The organism is Streptomyces sp. NPDC007025, from assembly GCF_042869455.1.
In the GTDB taxonomy this organism is placed as follows: Bacteria; Actinomycetota; Actinomycetes; order Streptomycetales; family Streptomycetaceae; genus Streptomyces.
Genome location: NZ_JBIAFT010000006.1, coordinates 315914 through 331333 on the forward strand (window position 1 = coordinate 315914; position 15420 = coordinate 331333).

Annotated in this window: 16 protein-coding genes; 13 read left to right on the top strand and 3 right to left on the bottom strand. The window is 73.2% G+C overall.

The features are described 5' to 3' along the window. The first annotated feature begins 178 nt into the window (after positions 1 to 178). The 3 genes from ACFYMO_RS14330 (at position 179) to ACFYMO_RS14340 (ending at position 3295) form a co-directional block, all read left to right on the top strand. The gene (locus ACFYMO_RS14330; RefSeq protein ID WP_366770214.1) at positions 179 to 1030 is read left to right on the top strand and encodes a lysophospholipid acyltransferase family protein; all 852 of its coding nucleotides are present in this window, start codon (positions 179 to 181) and stop codon (positions 1028 to 1030) included. After that, complete coding sequence (locus ACFYMO_RS14335) at positions 1027 to 2061, top strand: NAD(P)H-dependent glycerol-3-phosphate dehydrogenase (RefSeq protein WP_366770213.1); 1035 nt, start codon at positions 1027 to 1029, stop codon at positions 2059 to 2061. The genes ACFYMO_RS14330 and ACFYMO_RS14335 overlap by 4 nt, the downstream gene beginning before the upstream one ends. A 97-nt stretch (positions 2062 to 2158) precedes the next feature. Next, positions 2159 to 3295: a D-alanine--D-alanine ligase family protein gene (locus ACFYMO_RS14340; RefSeq protein ID WP_366770212.1), complete on the top strand. Its 1137-nt coding sequence runs from the start codon at positions 2159 to 2161 to the stop codon at positions 3293 to 3295. A 69-nt stretch (positions 3296 to 3364) separates the two neighbouring features. Here the strand turns inward: ACFYMO_RS14340 and ACFYMO_RS14345 are convergent, their stop codons facing one another. Together ACFYMO_RS14345 and ACFYMO_RS14350 are read right to left on the bottom strand one after the other, a co-directional pair. Next, positions 3365 to 3895, bottom strand: a complete 531-nt coding sequence (locus ACFYMO_RS14345) for a DUF3515 domain-containing protein (RefSeq protein ID WP_366770321.1) — start codon at positions 3893 to 3895, stop codon at positions 3365 to 3367. Positions 3896 to 3920: 25 nt separating this feature from the next. Then, complete coding sequence (locus ACFYMO_RS14350; RefSeq protein WP_019355801.1) at positions 3921 to 4154, bottom strand: Lrp/AsnC family transcriptional regulator; 234 nt, start codon at positions 4152 to 4154, stop codon at positions 3921 to 3923. 295 nt (positions 4155 to 4449) lie between these two features. Here ACFYMO_RS14350 and ACFYMO_RS14355 point away from each other — a divergent pair, with 295 nt between their 5' ends. Further along, a complete protein-coding gene (locus ACFYMO_RS14355) occupies positions 4450 to 5418 on the top strand; it encodes a thiamine-phosphate kinase (RefSeq protein ID WP_366770320.1) in 969 nt (322 codons plus the stop codon). 13 nt (positions 5419 to 5431) lie between these two features. Next, the gene (thiD, locus tag ACFYMO_RS14360) at positions 5432 to 6250 is read left to right on the top strand and encodes a bifunctional hydroxymethylpyrimidine kinase/phosphomethylpyrimidine kinase (RefSeq protein WP_388546446.1); all 819 of its coding nucleotides are present in this window, start codon (positions 5432 to 5434) and stop codon (positions 6248 to 6250) included. A 246-nt stretch (positions 6251 to 6496) separates the two neighbouring features. On the opposite strand, the gene rpmB is transcribed toward thiD, so the two are convergent. Then, complete coding sequence (gene rpmB, locus ACFYMO_RS14365) at positions 6497 to 6682, bottom strand: 50S ribosomal protein L28 (protein WP_016470082.1); 186 nt, start codon at positions 6680 to 6682, stop codon at positions 6497 to 6499. Between the two features lie 307 nt (positions 6683 to 6989). On the opposite strand from rpmB, the gene ACFYMO_RS14370 reads away from it, so the two are divergent. The 8 genes from ACFYMO_RS14370 to rnc all read left to right on the top strand — a co-directional run bounded on the left by ACFYMO_RS14370 (position 6990) and on the right by rnc (position 15334). Further along, entirely contained in the window at positions 6990 to 8684 is a 1695-nt protein-coding gene (locus tag ACFYMO_RS14370; RefSeq protein ID WP_388546450.1) for a DAK2 domain-containing protein, read from the top strand. Positions 8685 to 8831: 147 nt separating this feature from the next. Next, entirely contained in the window at positions 8832 to 11036 is a 2205-nt protein-coding gene (gene recG, locus ACFYMO_RS14375) for an ATP-dependent DNA helicase RecG (protein ID WP_388546588.1), read from the top strand. Positions 11037 to 11111: 75 nt separating this feature from the next. Beyond that, positions 11112 to 11711 carry a 16S rRNA (guanine(966)-N(2))-methyltransferase RsmD gene (gene rsmD / locus ACFYMO_RS14380; protein ID WP_366770208.1) on the top strand — a complete coding sequence of 200 codons (600 nt, stop codon included), beginning with the start codon at positions 11112 to 11114 and terminating at the stop codon, positions 11709 to 11711. 53 nt (positions 11712 to 11764) lie between these two features. Further along, a complete protein-coding gene (coaD, locus tag ACFYMO_RS14385) occupies positions 11765 to 12244 on the top strand; it encodes a pantetheine-phosphate adenylyltransferase (RefSeq protein ID WP_366770207.1) in 480 nt (159 codons plus the stop codon). A gap of 147 nt (positions 12245 to 12391) precedes the next feature. Continuing rightward, the gene (locus tag ACFYMO_RS14390) at positions 12392 to 13483 is read left to right on the top strand and encodes a cell division initiation protein (protein WP_366770206.1); all 1092 of its coding nucleotides are present in this window, start codon (positions 12392 to 12394) and stop codon (positions 13481 to 13483) included. Between the two features lie 201 nt (positions 13484 to 13684). Beyond that, positions 13685 to 14242, top strand: coding sequence for a DUF177 domain-containing protein (locus ACFYMO_RS14395; RefSeq protein WP_019355810.1), 558 nt, complete (start codon positions 13685 to 13687; stop codon positions 14240 to 14242). Between the two features lie 2 nt (positions 14243 to 14244). Next, on the top strand, positions 14245 to 14418 hold the full coding sequence (gene rpmF, locus ACFYMO_RS14400) for a 50S ribosomal protein L32 (protein WP_016470089.1): 174 nt from the start codon (positions 14245 to 14247) through the stop codon (positions 14416 to 14418). Positions 14419 to 14437: 19 nt separating this feature from the next. Next, complete coding sequence (rnc, locus tag ACFYMO_RS14405; RefSeq protein WP_366770319.1) at positions 14438 to 15334, top strand: ribonuclease III; 897 nt, start codon at positions 14438 to 14440, stop codon at positions 15332 to 15334. Positions 15335 to 15420 lie beyond the last annotated feature (86 nt).

Genomic DNA, 15420 nt, shown 5'->3' on the forward strand with positions numbered 1-15420 from the left:
GCTCGACAGCGAGGCAGTCCGCGGCGACACTTGTGCGGTTGTCGATGTGCCCCCAGAGGATGGGCCCCACAAGGAGCCCCCTAAGGAGATGGTGTCCGGGTGTCCCGCCAAACCGTGTCCGCGCCGGGAGCGACCCCGCGACCACCTGCCGGAGAGGCCGGGCCGAAGGGGGCGCGCAGTGCCGGGGAGTGACGGCAAACCCAGAAAGATCGGATTCTGGTACCGGCTGGCCGCGGTTCTGGCGAAACCGCCGCTCATCCTGCTCTTCAAACGGGACTGGCGCGGAATGGAGCACATTCCGCAGGACGGCGGCTTCATCACCGTCGTCAACCACAACTCGTACCTCGACCCGCTCTCCTACGCGCACTACCAGTACAACACCGGCCGGGTCCCCCGGTTCCTGGCCAAGGTGGGCCTGTTCAAGGGCGGCTTCGTGGGCGCCGTGATGCGCGGAACCGGGCAGATCCCCGTCTACCGCGAGTCCGCGGACGCGGTGGGCGCCTTCCGGGCCGCCGTGGAGGCCATCGAGAAGGGCGAGTGCGTGGCCTTCTACCCCGAGGGCACCCTCACCCGCGATCCGGATATGTGGCCGATGGCCGGCAAGACCGGCGCCGCCAGGGTCGCGCTGCTGACCAGGGCGCCTGTCGTCCCGGTCGCACAGTGGGGCGCCAACCTCGCGATGCCGCCGTACGCCAAGGAGAAGAAGCTGCGGCTCTTCCCCCGCAAGACGCTCACCGTGCAGGCGGGCCCGCCGCTGGACCTCTCGGCGTTCTACGACCGGGAGCCCACCGCCGAGGTGCTCCGCGAGGTCACCGACGTCATGATGGACGCGGTCAGCGAGCAGCTCGCCGTCGTCCGCGGCGAGCCCGCGCCCGCCGAGCGGTACGACATGCGCAAGGCGGCGGCCCGCCGGCGCGAGCAGCGCGCCGTCCGGAAGGACGGGCAGGAGGCGCACACCGACGGACAGCACGAACCGGCCGGTGGAGCACCGGCCGCGGCCGAGGCGGCAGAGGGAGAGACGAACGCGTGAGCCGGCACGACGGGCCGCAGCAGGAACGCCGGAGGAAGGCCGCCGTGTTCGGCACCGGCTCCTGGGGGACCGCCTTCGCGATGGTGCTCGCCGACGCCGGGGTCGAGGTGGCCCTGTGGGGACGCCGGCCCGAGGTCGTCGAGGCGATCAACACCACGCGCCGCAACCCCGGGTACCACCCCGGGACGGAACTGCCCGCCGGAGTGCGGGCCACCACCGACCCGGCCGAGGCCGCCAGGGACGCGGAGTTCACCGTCCTGTCCGTCCCCGCCCAGACGCTCCGCGCCAACCTGGAGTCCTGGCGGGAACTGCTGCACCCCGGCACCGTACTCGTCTCGCTGATGAAGGGAGTCGAACTCGGCACCGCCAAGCGGATGAGCGAGGTCGTCCAGGAGGTCGCCGACGTCCCCGCCGAACGGGTCGCCGTGCTCACCGGTCCCAACCTCGCCCGGGAGATCGCCGCCCGGCAGCCGGCGGCCGCCGTCGCGGCCTGCGCGGACGAGGAGGCTGCGCGGGCCCTGCAGAGCGCCTGCCACACCCCGTACTTCCGGCCCTACACCAGCACCGACGTGGTCGGCTGCGAGCTGGGCGGGGCCGTCAAGAACGTCATCGCGCTGGCCGTGGGCATCGCCGACGGGATGGGCCTGGGGGACAACTCCAAGGCGTCGTTGATCACCCGGGGCCTGGCCGAGACCACCCGGCTCGGCCTGGCGATGGGCGCCGAGGCGCACACCTTCGCCGGCCTCGCGGGCATGGGCGACCTGGTGGCCACCTGCTCCTCGCCGCTGTCGCGCAACCACACCTTCGGCACCAACCTCGGCCGCGGCATGACCCTCCAGGAGACCATCGCGGTCACCGAGCAGACCGCTGAGGGCGTCAAGTCCTGCCAGTCCGTGCTGGACCTCGCCCGGCGGCACGGCGTGGAGATGCCGATCACCGAGACGGTCGTGGAGATCGTCCACGAGGGCAAGCCCCCGCACGTGGCGCTCAAGGAGCTGATGTCCCGCAGCGCCAAGGCCGAACGGAGCTGACCGCACCGAAGCGGTCCCGCGCGGGCAGGTCCGGCGCCCGGCGCCACGAGGGGCCACCGCCTCGGCGCCGGGGGTACGACGCGGTAAAGTCCCAGCGATGAGCAGCCAGAGCCCCGCCCCCAAGCCCCGAGTCGCCGTCGTCTTCGGCGGACGCAACTCAGAGCACCAGATCTCCGTCCTCACGGCCGGCGCGGTGCTCGACGCCATCGACCGCGACAAGTACGAGGTGCTGCCCATCGGCATCACCGCGGACGGCCGCTGGGCCCTGGCGGCAGACGACCCGGCCCGGATGGCCGTCGAGGGCCGCGAGCTGCCCACCGTGGAGCGGGTCGCCGACTCGGACACCGGCGCCGTGCTGCTGCCGGTCTCGCCCGGCAGCCGGGAGGTCGTGCACACCGAGCCCGGACAGGTGCCCAAGGCCCTGGGCGAGATCGACGTCGTCTTCCCGGTCCTGCACGGTCCCTACGGCGAGGACGGCACCCTGCAGGGGATGCTGGAGCTGGCGGGGGTGCCCTATGTCGGCTCCGGCGTGCTGTCCTCCGCCGTCGGCATGGACAAGGACTACATGAAGCGGATCTTCGCCTCCTTCGGGCTGCCGGTGGGCCCCTACGTCACCGTCCGGCCCCGGGAGTGGGAGCGCGACCCCGCCGCGGCGCGCAAGAAGATCGTCGACTTCGCCTCCGAACAGGGCTGGCCGGTCTTCGTCAAGCCCGCGCGGGCCGGCTCGTCCATGGGCATCACCAAGGTCTCCGACCTGGGAGGACTGGACGAGGCCGTGGAGACCGCCCGGCGCCACGACCCGAAGATCATCGTGGAGTCGCTGCTGCGCGGCCGCGAGATCGAGTGCGGTGTCCTGGAGTTCGAGGACGGTCCGCGGGCCAGTGTCCCGGCCGAGATCCCGCCGGTCAGCAACCACGACTTCTACGACTTCGAGGCCAAGTACATCGACTCCGCCTCCGGCATCGTCCCCGCCCCGCTGAGCGCGGAGGAGACCGAGCGGGTGCGGGAGCTGGCCGTCCTGGCCTTCGAGGCCGCCTCCTGCGAGGGGCTGGTGCGGGCCGACTTCTTCCTGCGCGAGGACGGCGAGTTCGTCATCAACGAGATCAACACCATGCCGGGCTTCACCCCCATCTCGATGTACCCCCGGATGTGGCAGGAGGCCGGGGTCAGCTATCCCGAGCTGGTCGACCGCCTCATCCAGGGCGCCCTCGACCGTCCCACCGGCCTGCGCTAGCCGCCCGGCGCGCCCGCAACCCGGGCGGGCGTGCAGGAGAGACCTTCGGGGGGCCGGGCCTCCGGGTGGTCAGTTCCCGGCGCCGTCCGCCGCGTCCCGCGCCGTGGGCACCGTGCGCTTGACGGCGTCCGCCAGGTCGGGGAGCACCTCGGCCTCGGGCCCGTAGTCGCCGGGCACCGTCAACTCGACGTAGGCGACGCGGCCCGTCGTGACGAAGCGGTAGCCGTCGTCCCGCTTCTCCAGCAGCCAGGAGACCCCGTTCACCTCGGCCACCTCGGCGGTGGGGTTGTACTCTTCGGTGCCGGGGGTGAGCACGGGAGGTTCGGGCACTCCGCAGCGCAGCGCGATGGCCGGATCGCCCCAGACGGCTGTGAAGTCGGAGACCTGGTCGGCCCGGCCGCGTCGCTGGTCGTGAACCCTTTCCGGCAGCGCGCCGTGCAGTGACCGGCACGCCTTCGCCGCCTTGCCGGACGGGCTGGGCGGGGTGGGGCCCGCCTCGCCGGTGCCCGAGCAGGCTGCCGTGACCAGGGACGCCAGCGCGGCCACCGCCGCGAGCGGGGCGGTGGAGAAGGAACGAGAGGAAGCAGTCCGGCGTCGCATACTCACCGGGCGAGCATACGGGGGACTAGAGATGGACGATGGGGCAGGTCAGGGTGCGGGTGATGCCCTCAACCTGCTGGACCTTCGCGACCACCATGCGTCCGAGGTCGTCCATCGTCTCCGCGCGGGCACGCACGATCACGTCGTACGGACCCGTTACATCCTCGGCCTGGATCACGCCCGGGATCTTGGAGACGATCTCTGCGACGGTCGAAGCCTTGCCGACCTCGGTCTGGATCAAGACGTACGCCTGTACCACGGAACCTCCTCGGGGGCTACGAGGATCATGCGGGGCGAGAGAGACGCCACCGTACCGCGTCACCTGCCCCGCCGGGAGACCACCGGGCCGCCCTCGTGGCGCCGGGTACCCGGGTACCCGGCGGAACGCGCCGCGGCGCACCAGGAGACACGCACCCCGGGCGGGTGGGCGAGACACGGGAGTGCACGATGAGCGATGTGAGTGAAGGGGCAGGACAATGCGGGATGTGAACGGCAGTACCGCGTCGGAACCCACACCCGCGGTGGAGGCCCCCCACGGCCCCGCGCGGGGGCGGATGCCGGGCACGGTGGGCGCACTGGGGGAGTTCGGGCTGATCCGGGAGCTGACATCCCGGCTGACCACCACCCCCGCTGTCCGGATCGGCCCCGGGGACGACGCCGCCGTGGTGGCCGCGCCGGACCGGCGGGTCGTGGCCAGCACCGACATCCTGCTGGAGGGGCGGCACTTCCGGCGCGACTGGTCGACGGCGTACGACGTGGGCCGCAAGGCCGCAGCGCAGAATCTCGCCGACATCGCCGCCATGGGCGCCGTCCCCACCGCGCTGCTGCTCGGGCTGATCGTCCCCGTGGACCTCCCGGCCAACTGGCCCACCGAACTGATGGACGGCATCCGCGACGAGGCCCAGGTCGCCGCCTCCGCCGTGGTCGGCGGCGACGTGGTGCGCGGCGACAGTATCGCCGTCTCCATCACCGCGCTGGGCGACCTGCGCAACCGGGAGCCGGTCACCCGCGCCGGGGCCCGGGCCGGAGACGTCGTCGCCGTCACCGGATGGCTGGGCTGGTCCGCCGCCGGGCACGCGGTGCTCTCCCGGGGCTTCCGCTCCCCCCGGGCTTTCGTGGAGGCGCACCGCAGGCCCGAGCCGCCCTACCACGCGGGGCCCGCGGCCGCCGGCCTCGGCGCGACCGCGATGACCGACGTCAGCGACGGCCTGGTGGCCGACCTCGGGCACATCGCCGAGGCCAGCAAGGTGCGCATCGACATCCGCTCGGCCGACCTGGACGTCCCCGCGCAGATGGCCGACATCGGGCAGGCCGTCGGCGTCGACCCGCTCCAGTGGGTGCTCACCGGAGGAGAGGACCACGCCATCGTCGCGACCTTCCCGCGCGATCAGAAGCTCCCCGCGCGCTGGCGGGTCATCGGCGCGGTCCAGGGCGCCTCCGCGCGGCCCCGGGTCACCGTGGACGGCGCCCCCTGGGCGAAGGCGGGCGGCTGGGACCACTTCTCGCCCGACGCGGACCGCTGAGTACCGTCGCACCATGGACGATGTGAATCCCACCGGTGCCGCGCCGCCCCGGGTGCTGACCGTCGCCGGGTCCGACTCCGGCGGCGGTGCCGGTATCCAGGCCGACCTGAAGACGATGCTGGCGCTCGGTACCCACGGTATGAGTGTGATCGCCGCCGTCACCGCGCAGAACTCGCTCGGCGTGCAGGGAAGTTGGGAGCTGCCCCTGGAGGCGGTACGGGCCCAGTACCGCAGCGTGGCCGAAGACATCGGGGTGCAGGCGGTCAAGACCGGCATGCTGGCCTCGGCGCCCCTCGTGGAGACCGTCGCCGCACTGCTGGCCGACGCCGCGGCGCCGGTCGTCGTCGACCCGGTGGGCGTCTCCAAGCACGGGGACCCGCTGCTGGCCGCGGATGCGGTGGGGGCACTGCGCGGCAGGCTGCTGCCCGTCGCCACCGTCGTCACGCCCAACCTGGACGAGGTCGCGCAGTTGACGGGCATCGAGGTCACCGGCGAGGCGGGGCTGCGCGACGCCGCGGCCGCCCTGCTGGAGCACGGACCGCGCTGGGCGCTGATCAAGGGCGGTCATCTGCCCGGCGAAGCCGTCGACCTGCTGACCGACGGCACCGAGGAGCACTGGCTGCGCGCCCCCCGGTACGACAACCGGCACACGCACGGCACCGGCTGCACGCTGGCCAGCGCGCTCGCCTCCTACCTGGCCCGGGGGCTGCCGGTGCCGGAGGCCGCACGGGCCGCCAAGGAGTACACGACCGGCGCCATCGCGGCGGGCTTCGCGCTGGGCGCCGGACTGGGACCGGTGGACCACGGATGGCGGCTGCGCGGACGGGACTGAGCCGCCGGCGCCGCCCGGCATCCGGCACCCTCCCCGTGCCGCACCCCCGGCCCGTCCGGTGTGACGCGGGGAGCCCGGAGCCGATGCCGGGAGCCGGCCCCGGCGCCCCGGTCCCGGAATCGATGCCGGAACCCGGACCGGACGCCCGGAACACAACCGGAACGCACAAGGAACCGGCCCGCACGAGGCGGGCCGGCTCCTGTTTTCGGCTGTCGGCGTGAGCCGCGCTGCGTTACGTCGAAGACGTCAGCGCGACACCTTGCCGGCCTTGATGCACGAGGTGCAGGCGTTGAGGCGCTTCGGCGTCCCGCCGACCACGGCACGCACGCGCTGGATGTTCGGGTTCCAGCGACGGCGGGTGCGGCGGTGCGAGTGGGAGATGTTGTTGCCGAACTCCGGCCCCTTGCCGCAGACGTCGCAGTTCGCAGCCACGGGTCACTCCAAAGACTTCAGATGCACGTACGGTGAATCCCGGCGACGCAGACCAAGATGACCGGCTGTGCCAGGGGGATCGTCGCCCGTCGGAGAGAAACGTCCGGAACAGGCAACCGGAGCAGCATACAACGGCCGGTCTCGAACAGCGAAACCCAGGCCCCCGCTCCGGTCCCGACCTGGGATTCCGTCCGGACTCCCACTAGCCTTCCGGCAGCGCCGCCGCCCGGCGGACCGGCGCCGGACACCGGCCGCCCGGCCCCGGCCGAAGCACCCCGGCCGCAGCACTCTGGAGGAGGTCCCGCACGTGCCGCAACCGCTCGCCGCCGCCGCGGTCCGCCGCTGGTGCGCCCTGGGCCGGGAGGCGCTGCGCGCCCACTGCGCGCGGATGGACGCCATCAACGTCTTCCCGGTCGCGGACGGCGACACCGGCACCAACCTGTGCCTCACCTTCGAAGCGGCCTGCGAGGCGCTCCCCGCCCGCGACGCGGACGAGGACCCGGGCGCCGGAGCCGCACTGCACGCCATGGCGCGGGCCGCGCTCCTGGCCGCGAGGGGCAACTCCGGGTCGATCCTCGCCGAGTACCTGCGCGGCATGGCACGGGGACTCGACGAGAGGGCCGGCGCCCCCGCCGAGCGGCTGTCCGGGGCGCTCCGGGGCGGCGCGTCCGCCGCGTACGCCGCCGTCGCGCACCCCGTGGAAGGGACGATGCTGACGGTGGCGGAGGCCGCCGCCGCGGCGGCCGAGGCCGGGGAGGACCCCGCGGCCGCGGCGCGCCGCACGCTGGACGCCACCCCCGGCCGGCTGGCGGCGCTGGCCCGGGCCGGTGTGGTGGACGCGGGCGGACTCGGGCTCACCGTGCTGCTGACCGCGCTGTGGGCGGCACTGGGCGAGCAGGTACCCGGCGAGGAACCCGCAGCGGCCGCCGGAGCGGCGTTCACGGCTGCTGCGGAACCGGCGGCTCCGGCAGCCTCTCCGGCCGCGCCTGCGGCCCTGCCCGCCGACGGCATGCCGCAGGCGCCCTGCCGCCCCGAGTTCGAGGTGATGTACCTGCTGGCGGCCGAGGACCCCGCGGCCGTCGACGCGCTCCGGGCCCGGCTGGACCCGCTCGGCGACTCCCTGGTCGTCGGCGGCGGGGAGGGGCTGTGGAGCGTCCACGTCCACGTCGCCGACGCCGGGGCCGCCGTGGAGGCGGGCCTGGCCGCGGGGCGTCCGCACCGCATCCGGATCACCCACCTGCCGACGGCCGGGGACGCGGCGGGGCACGGCGTACCCGGCGGTCCGCAGTGCGCCGCGGACGGGACCGGGCAGGCGCCCGGTTCCGGGGCGCGGGTCGTCGTCGCCGTCGTGCCGGGAGAGGGGCTGGCCGCGCTCTGCCGGCAGGCCGGCGCCGTGGTGCTGTCCGCCGCCGAGGACGACGCCGAAGCCGTTGCCGGCCTCGACGAGGGAGCACTGGTGGCCGCGGTGCGGGCGACCGGAGCGGGCGAGGTCGCCCTGCTGCCCAACGACAGCGGACTCCACCCCATGGCCGCCCGTGCCGCCGACGCCGTACGCGCTGCCGGTATCCGGTGCGCCGTCATCCCCACCCGCGCCGCCGTCCAGGGCCTGGCGGCGCTGGCCGTGCACCAGCCGGACCGCCGCTTCGACGAGGACGTCGTCACCATGACCTCGGCCGCCGGAGCCACCCGCTACGGGGAGGTGACCGTCGCCGAACGCCGCTCGTGGACCAGCGCCGGGATCTGCCGCCGGGGCGACGTGCTCGGCCTGGTGGACGGCGACGTCGCGCTGATCGGGAGCGGGACCGGACAGGTCGCCACCGAGGTGCTCGACCGGATGCTGGCGGCGGGCGGCGAGCTGGTCACCCTCGTTCTCGGCGCGGACGCCCCCGCGGGGCTCGCCGCGGCGCTGGAGCGCCGGGTACGCGAGCGCCACCTGGCCGTCGACACCGTCGTCCACGAGGGCCGCCAGCACGAGGCGCAGCTGCTCATCGGGGTCGAATAGCCGCCGCCGTCCGTGCGCCTGGCGCGTGGCACCGGCCCTGTCACCCCCGTCCGGCAGGATGGAGCCGTGCCCTCGACAGAAACCAGGCGAAGCGAACCCCTCCAGGAGCCGCTGAAGGCGCTGCTCGGCGGAAACACCGCGAAGGCGATGGCCGAGCACCTCGGGCTGCGCACGGTCGGCGACCTGCTGCACCACTACCCGCGCCGGTACGCCGAGCGCGGCGAGCTGACGCGGCTGTCCGAGCTGCCGCTGGACGAGCACGTCACCGTCGTCGCCCGGATCCACGACGCCCGCGTGCACAAGTTCAACCACGGCCGGGGCCAGCGCCTGGAGGTCACACTGACCGACGGCAGCGGCCGGCTCCAGCTCGTCTTCTTCGGCCGCTCGGTCCACTACCACCAGCGGCAGCTGCTGCCCGGCAAGCGCGGCCTGTTCGCCGGCAAGGTCGGGGTCTTCAACCGCAAGCTCCAGCTCTCCCATCCGGACTACAAGCTCCTGGACGAGGAGAGCGACGAGCAGGCCGTCGCCCGGTTCGCGGGCGCCGTGCTGCCGCTGTATCCGGCGTGCAAGCAGCTCTCCTCCTGGAACATCGAGCAGTCCGTCGGCACCGTCCTCGACGCACTGGAGGCCACCTCCTGGCAGGGCCTGGCCGACCCGCTGCCCGAGCCGCTGCGTGCGCAGCGCGGCCTCGTCCCGCTCCCCGAGGCGCTGGAGAAGATCCACCGGCCGCGGGGCCGGACGGACATCGCCGAGGCCCGCTCCCGGCTCAAGTGGGACGAGGCGTTCGTCCTGCAGGTCGCCCTCGCCCGGCGCCGTGCCAAGGAGACCGAACTGCCCGCCGTGCCGCGCCGGCCGGCCGCCGGCGGGCTGCTGGACGCCTTCGACGCGCGGCTGCCGTTCACGCTCACCGACGGGCAGCACGAGGTCAGCCGGGAGATCTTCGCCGATCTGGCCACCGTGCACCCCATGCACCGGCTCCTGCAGGGCGAGGTCGGCTCCGGCAAGACGCTGGTGGCGCTGCGGGCGATGCTCGCCACCGTCGACGCGGGCGGCCAGGCGGCGATGCTGGCGCCCACCGAGGTGCTGGCCCAGCAGCACCACCGGTCCATCACCGAGATGATGGGCGAACTCGCGGAGGGCGGCATGCTCGGCGGCGCCGAGCAGGGCACCAAGGTGGTGCTGCTGACCGGCTCGATGGGCGCCGCGGCCCGGCGCCGGGCCCTGCTGGACCTGACGACCGGCGAGGCGGGCATCGTGGTGGGCACCCACGCGCTGATCGAGGACAAGGTCGCCTTCCACGACCTGGGGTTGGTGGTCGTGGACGAGCAGCACCGCTTCGGCGTCGAACAGCGGGACGCGTTGCGCTCCAAGGGCGGCCGGGCCCAGGGGGAGAAGCGCACTCCGCATCTGCTGGTCATGACGGCGACCCCCATCCCGCGGACCGTCGCGATGACCGTCTTCGGCGATCTGGAGACCTCCGTACTGGACCAACTCCCCGCCGGGCGGTCCCCGATCGCCACCCACGTCGTCCCGGTCAGGGACAAGCCGCACTTCCTCGCCCGCGCCTGGGAGCGGGTGCGCGAGGAGGCGGAGGCGGGTCACCAGGCCTATGTGGTCTGCCCCCGGATCGGTGACGACGAGGACGCGGGAGGCAAGGGGGGCGGCCGCAAGCGGGCCGCCGACGAGGAGGAGCCGGGCGGTTCCGCGGAGGACGAGGGCGCCGACAGCGAGGAGAAGCGTCCGCCGCTGGCCGTCCTGGACGTCGCCGAGCAGCTCGCCTCCGGTCCGCTGGCCGGGCTGGGGGTGGCGGCCCTGCACGGGCGGATGCAGCCGGAGGCCAAGGACGAGGTGATGCGCCGGTTCGCCGCGGGCGAGGTCGACGTGCTGGTCGCCACCACCGTCATCGAGGTCGGGGTGAACGTGCCCAACGCGACCGGCATGGTGGTCATGGACGCCGACCGGTTCGGCGTCTCGCAACTGCACCAGCTGCGCGGCCGGGTCGGCCGGGGCACCGCGCCGGGGCTGTGTCTGCTGGTGACGGACATGCCGCAGGAGTCCCCCGCGCGGACCCGGCTGGAGGCCGTCGCGGCCACCCTCGACGGTTTCGAGCTCTCCCGTATCGACCTCGAACAGCGCCGCGAGGGCGATGTCCTGGGCCAGGCGCAGTCCGGCGTGCGCTCCTCGCTGCGGATGCTCGCCGTCATCGACGACGAGGACATCATCGCCGCGGCCCGCGACGAGGCCACCGCGCTGGTCGCGGCCGACCCGGAGCTGGCGGACCACCCCGAGCTGCGCACCGCGCTGGACGCGCTGCTGGACGAGGAGCGGGAGGAGTTCCTCGACAAGGGCTGACCGAGGCCACGCGGTGCCGGACCCCGCATGGGATCCTGATGCCGAGCACGCACCCCACACAGAGGATCCGCACCCATGACCCGCGTCATCGCCGGAGCCGCAGGCGGGCGACGGCTGGCCGTCCCGCCGGGCACCGGTACCCGCCCGACCTCCGACCGGGCCCGCGAAGGCCTGTTCTCCAGTTGGGAGTCCCAGCTGGGCGGCGCCGCGGGCTGGCAGGGCCTGCGGGTGCTGGACCTGTTCGCCGGCTCGGGTGCCGTCGGCCTGGAGGCGCTGTCCCGGGGAGCCGGGCAGGTGCTGCTCGTCGAGGCGGATCCGCGTGCGGTGCGCACCGTCAGGGAGAACGTGCACGCGCTGGGACTGCCCGGGGCCGAGGTGCGCTCCGGCAAGGCGGCCCAGGTGCTCGCGGGTGAACCGCCCTCGACCCCGTTCGACCTGGTCTTTCTCGATCCGCCGTATGCGATGGCCGACGACGAGCTGCGGGAGACACTCCTCACACTCCGGGTCAGGGGCTGGCTGGCGCCCGCCGCGCTGGCCACCGTGGAGCGCAGCACCAGGGGCGGCGATTTCCGCTGGCCGGAGGGTTTCGAGGGACTCAGATCCCGTCGCTACGGTGAGGGAACGCTTTGGTACGGTCGCGCCGCCGCGCGGGAAGTTACTCCCGCGTCATGCTGAGATCACCTGAGGCAGGGCCCCGCGCCCGCCGTGAGGAGAGCGAGGAAGTGCCAGTGCGCCGCGCAGTCTGCCCGGGGTCGTTCGACCCCATCACCAATGGCCACCTCGACATCATCGAGCGCGCTTCCCGGCTGTACGACACGGTGCACGTCGCCGTGATGATCAACAAATCCAAGAAGGGGCTCTTCGCGGTCGACGAGCGTATCGATCTGATCCGCCAGGTCACCGAGGCCTTCGGGAACGTCGAGGTCGAGGCGTTCCACGGGCTGCTGGTCGACTTCTGCAAGGAGCGGGACATCCCCGCCATCGTCAAGGGGCTGCGCGCGGTCAGCGACTTCGACTACGAACTGCAGATGGCCCAGATGAACAACGGCCTCTCCGGGGTCGAGACGCTCTTCGTCCCGACCAACCCCACCTACAGCTTCCTCTCCTCCAGCCTCGTCAAGGAGGTCGCCACCTGGGGCGGCGACGTCTCCCACCTGGTTCCGGAGGCCGTCGACCGGGCGCTGGCCGAACGCCTCACCCAGCCCTGACGCGGTCCGGGCCCGCGACCCCGGCCGCGGCCCCGCGACCCCGGCCGGGAGCGGACGGTCCCGGCCGGACGGCGCTGACCTGCCCGGACCGGCCGGCTTCCGGGAAGGAGTAACAGGCCCGCGCCCACGGGTCGTACAGTCACCTGCGTGGACGTACAGCAGAAACTCGACGAGATCGTGGCGACCGTCGACGGCGCGCGCTCGATGCCCATGTCCGCCTCCTGCGTGGTCAACCGGGCCGAGTTGCTCGCCATGCTCGAGGAGGTGCGCCAGGCGCTGCCCGGCTCCCTGGCCGAGGCACGCGAGGTGATCGGCGGCCGCGAGCAGGTGGTGGCCGAGGCCCACCAGGAGGCCCAGCGCGTCATCGAGGCGGCCCAGGGCGAGCGCGCGGCGCTGGTGGCCGGTACGGAAGTGGCCCGGCGCGCGCAGGAGGAGGCCGACCGCATCCTGGCCGAGGCCCGCCGGGAGGCGGGCGAGATCCGGGTCGAGGCCGACGACTACGTCGACAGCAAGCTCGCCAACTTCGAAGCCGTGCTCTCCAAGACCATCGGTTCCGTCGAGCGCGGCCGGGAGAAGCTGCTGGGCAGCGGGCCCGGTGCCGAGGAGTGGCACGAGGAGTACGCGCACGAGGCGCCCGAGCGCACCGGCGACCCCCGCGAGCTGCAGCGCCGGGCCGACAGCTATGTCGAGGCGCGGCTCGGGTCGGTCTCGGCGGTGCTCACCAAGACGCTGGAGGCCGTGGGGCGCGGCCGGCTCAAGCTGCACGGCCATGAGCCCATCGACGAGCTGGCCGCGCACATGGCGGCGCAGGACGGTGCCGAGGGCTTCGTGCGGCACACCAGTGACGCCGACTATCTGGCCGGGCTCGCGCACACCGAGCCGGCGGCGGCGCAGGAGGAGCAGCCCCGGCCGCCGCAGCCCGTGCAGCCGCCCCAGCCCCCCTACAGCCCGGCGCAGCCGCAGGATCCCTACTACGCGCAGCAGCAGATGCCCTACGACGGCGGGCAGCAGCACGATCCCTACGCCTACGCCCAGCAGGTGCCGCAGGACCCCTACTACGCGCAGCAGCACGACCCCTACGGCTACGCACAGCAGCAGGACGGCTACTACCAGCAGCCCCAGCAGTACTACCAGCAGCAGCCGCAACAGCAGCTCGACGAGACCAGCCTCTTCGACACCAGCATGATCGACATCGATCAGGTGCGGGCCTACGAGCAGCGCCACGGCCACGGGGGCTGATCCCCGCGGCCCGCGGAACGCGGCGTCACCGGGACGCGGATTGGGCCATGGGGGAGCCGTCACGTATCCTGTCTCTTCGGCCGTGAGTACGTGCGCGGCCCCAGCCCCACCCGTAGAAAGCAGGAAGCCCTGAACTCCCCCCTCGACCACCGCGCGCCCCTCGTGTTCGACACACGCGAGCTGGGGCGGCGACCTGGTGCCATGAAGCGGCTCTCCCGCGAGGTGGAGTCCCCCGGCGACCTGGGTGTCGAGTTCATCAAGGTTCCCGACGGGGCGACGATCGAGCTGGACCTCCGCCTGGAGTCGGTCATGGAGGGGGTACTCGTCACGGGTACCGCCCGTGCGCCGCTGACAGGGGAGTGCGTAAAGTGTCTGGAGCCGCTCGACCAACGGGTCGAAGCGGACTTCCAGGAGATGTTCTCCTATCCCGACGCCGACGACCGGGGCCGCCCCGTTGCGGAGCCCGGCGAGGACGAGGAGGACGAGGACACACTCTTCCTCGAGGGCGATCTGTTCGACCTCGAACCCGTGCTGCGGGACGCGGTGGTGCTCGCACTGCCGCTGCAGCCGGTGTGCCGCGAGGACTGCCCCGGCCTGTGCCCCGAATGCGGGGCCCGGCTGGCGGATGACCCCGACCACAGGCACGAAGAAGCCGTCGACATCAGGTGGGCGGCACTGCAGGGACTCGCCGAGACCATGCCGGACGGCGAGAAGGACAACGAGCCCCGCACCGACGGGGACGACTCACAGGAGAAGTAGCCGTGGCTGTTCCGAAGCGGAAGATGTCGCGCAGCAACACGCGCCACCGCCGGTCGCAGTGGAAGGCTGCGGTCCCCACCCTGGTGAAGTGCGAGCGCTGCCGCGAGCCCAAGCAGCAGCACATCGCGTGCCCGAGCTGCGGCACCTACAACAAGCGTCAGGTCCTCGAGGTCTGATCGGCGGGTGACAGGCTCCATGTCCGACGCCGGAACTCCGCAGAGTCCCGTCCCCGGGAAGGGGGGAGACTCCGCGGAGCTGGTGGACTCGGCCTCGTCGCACGCGATTCTGGAAGGGCGGCTCGGTTACCGACTGGAGTCCGCCCTTCTGGTGCGTGCGCTGACGCACCGCAGCTACGCCTACGAGAACGGCGGGCTGCCCACCAACGAGCGCTTGGAATTCCTCGGTGACTCCGTCCTCGGACTCGTGGTCACCGACACCCTCTACCGGATGCATCCGGACCTGCCGGAGGGCCAGCTCGCCAAGCTGCGGGCCGCGGTGGTCAACTCGCGTGCCCTCGCGGGTGTCGCCCGCGGGCTCGACCTGGGCGCCTTCATCCGCCTCGGCAGAGGCGAGGAGGGCACCGGCGGCCGGGACAAGGCGTCGATCCTCGCGGACACGCTGGAAGCGGTCATCGGCGCCGTCTATCTCGACCAGGAGCTGGAAGCGGCTTCCGAACTGGTGCACCGCCTCTTCGATCCGCTCATCGAGCGGTCCTCCAACCTGGGCGCCGGTCTCGACTGGAAGACCAGCCTGCAGGAGCTGACGGCCGCCGAGGGACTCGGCGTCCCGGAGTACCTGGTCTCCGAGACGGGTCCCGACCACGAGAAGACCTTCACGGCTGCTGCCCGCGTCGGTGGTGTCGCGTACGGCACCGGCACAGGACGCAGCAAGAAGGAGGCCGAGCAGCAGGCCGCCGAGGCCGCCTGGCGCGCCATCTCGGCCCGCGCCGAAGCCGCCGCTGAAGCCGACGGTGACAGCCGTCGGACTGGCAAGGCCGCAGCGGTCGGCAAGGGCGCCGCGGCGCCGTCCGTCCCGGAGGGCCAGCGCAGTGAGCCCACCGAGCCGACCGAGGACAGCGCCGCGTCGCGCTGACCCCGCGCACACCGCACCGTCTGTCACGGCCGCCCTCCTCGGGGCGGCCGTGGTGCTTCCGGCCCCGGGCAGGCGGGGCCCTGTTC

Bases quoted from the DNA above. Each gene is read 5' to 3' on its own strand.
- ACFYMO_RS14345 (WP_366770321.1), bottom strand. From the start codon at position 3,895: ATGCGACGCCGGACTGCTTCCTCTCGTTCCTTCTCCACCGCCCCGCTC.
- thiD (WP_388546446.1), top strand. From the start codon at position 5,432: ATGGACGATGTGAATCCCACCGGTGCCGCGCCGCCCCGGGTGCTGACC.
- rnc (WP_366770319.1), top strand. From the start codon at position 14,438: ATGTCCGACGCCGGAACTCCGCAGAGTCCCGTCCCCGGGAAGGGGGGA.
- ACFYMO_RS14340 (WP_366770212.1), top strand. From the start codon at position 2,159: ATGAGCAGCCAGAGCCCCGCCCCCAAGCCCCGAGTCGCCGTCGTCTTC.
- ACFYMO_RS14395 (WP_019355810.1), top strand. From the start codon at position 13,685: ATGAAGCGGCTCTCCCGCGAGGTGGAGTCCCCCGGCGACCTGGGTGTC.
- recG (WP_388546588.1), top strand. From the start codon at position 8,832: ATGGCCGAGCACCTCGGGCTGCGCACGGTCGGCGACCTGCTGCACCAC.
- rsmD (WP_366770208.1), top strand. From the start codon at position 11,112: ATGACCCGCGTCATCGCCGGAGCCGCAGGCGGGCGACGGCTGGCCGTC.
- ACFYMO_RS14355 (WP_366770320.1), top strand. From the start codon at position 4,450: ATGCCGGGCACGGTGGGCGCACTGGGGGAGTTCGGGCTGATCCGGGAG.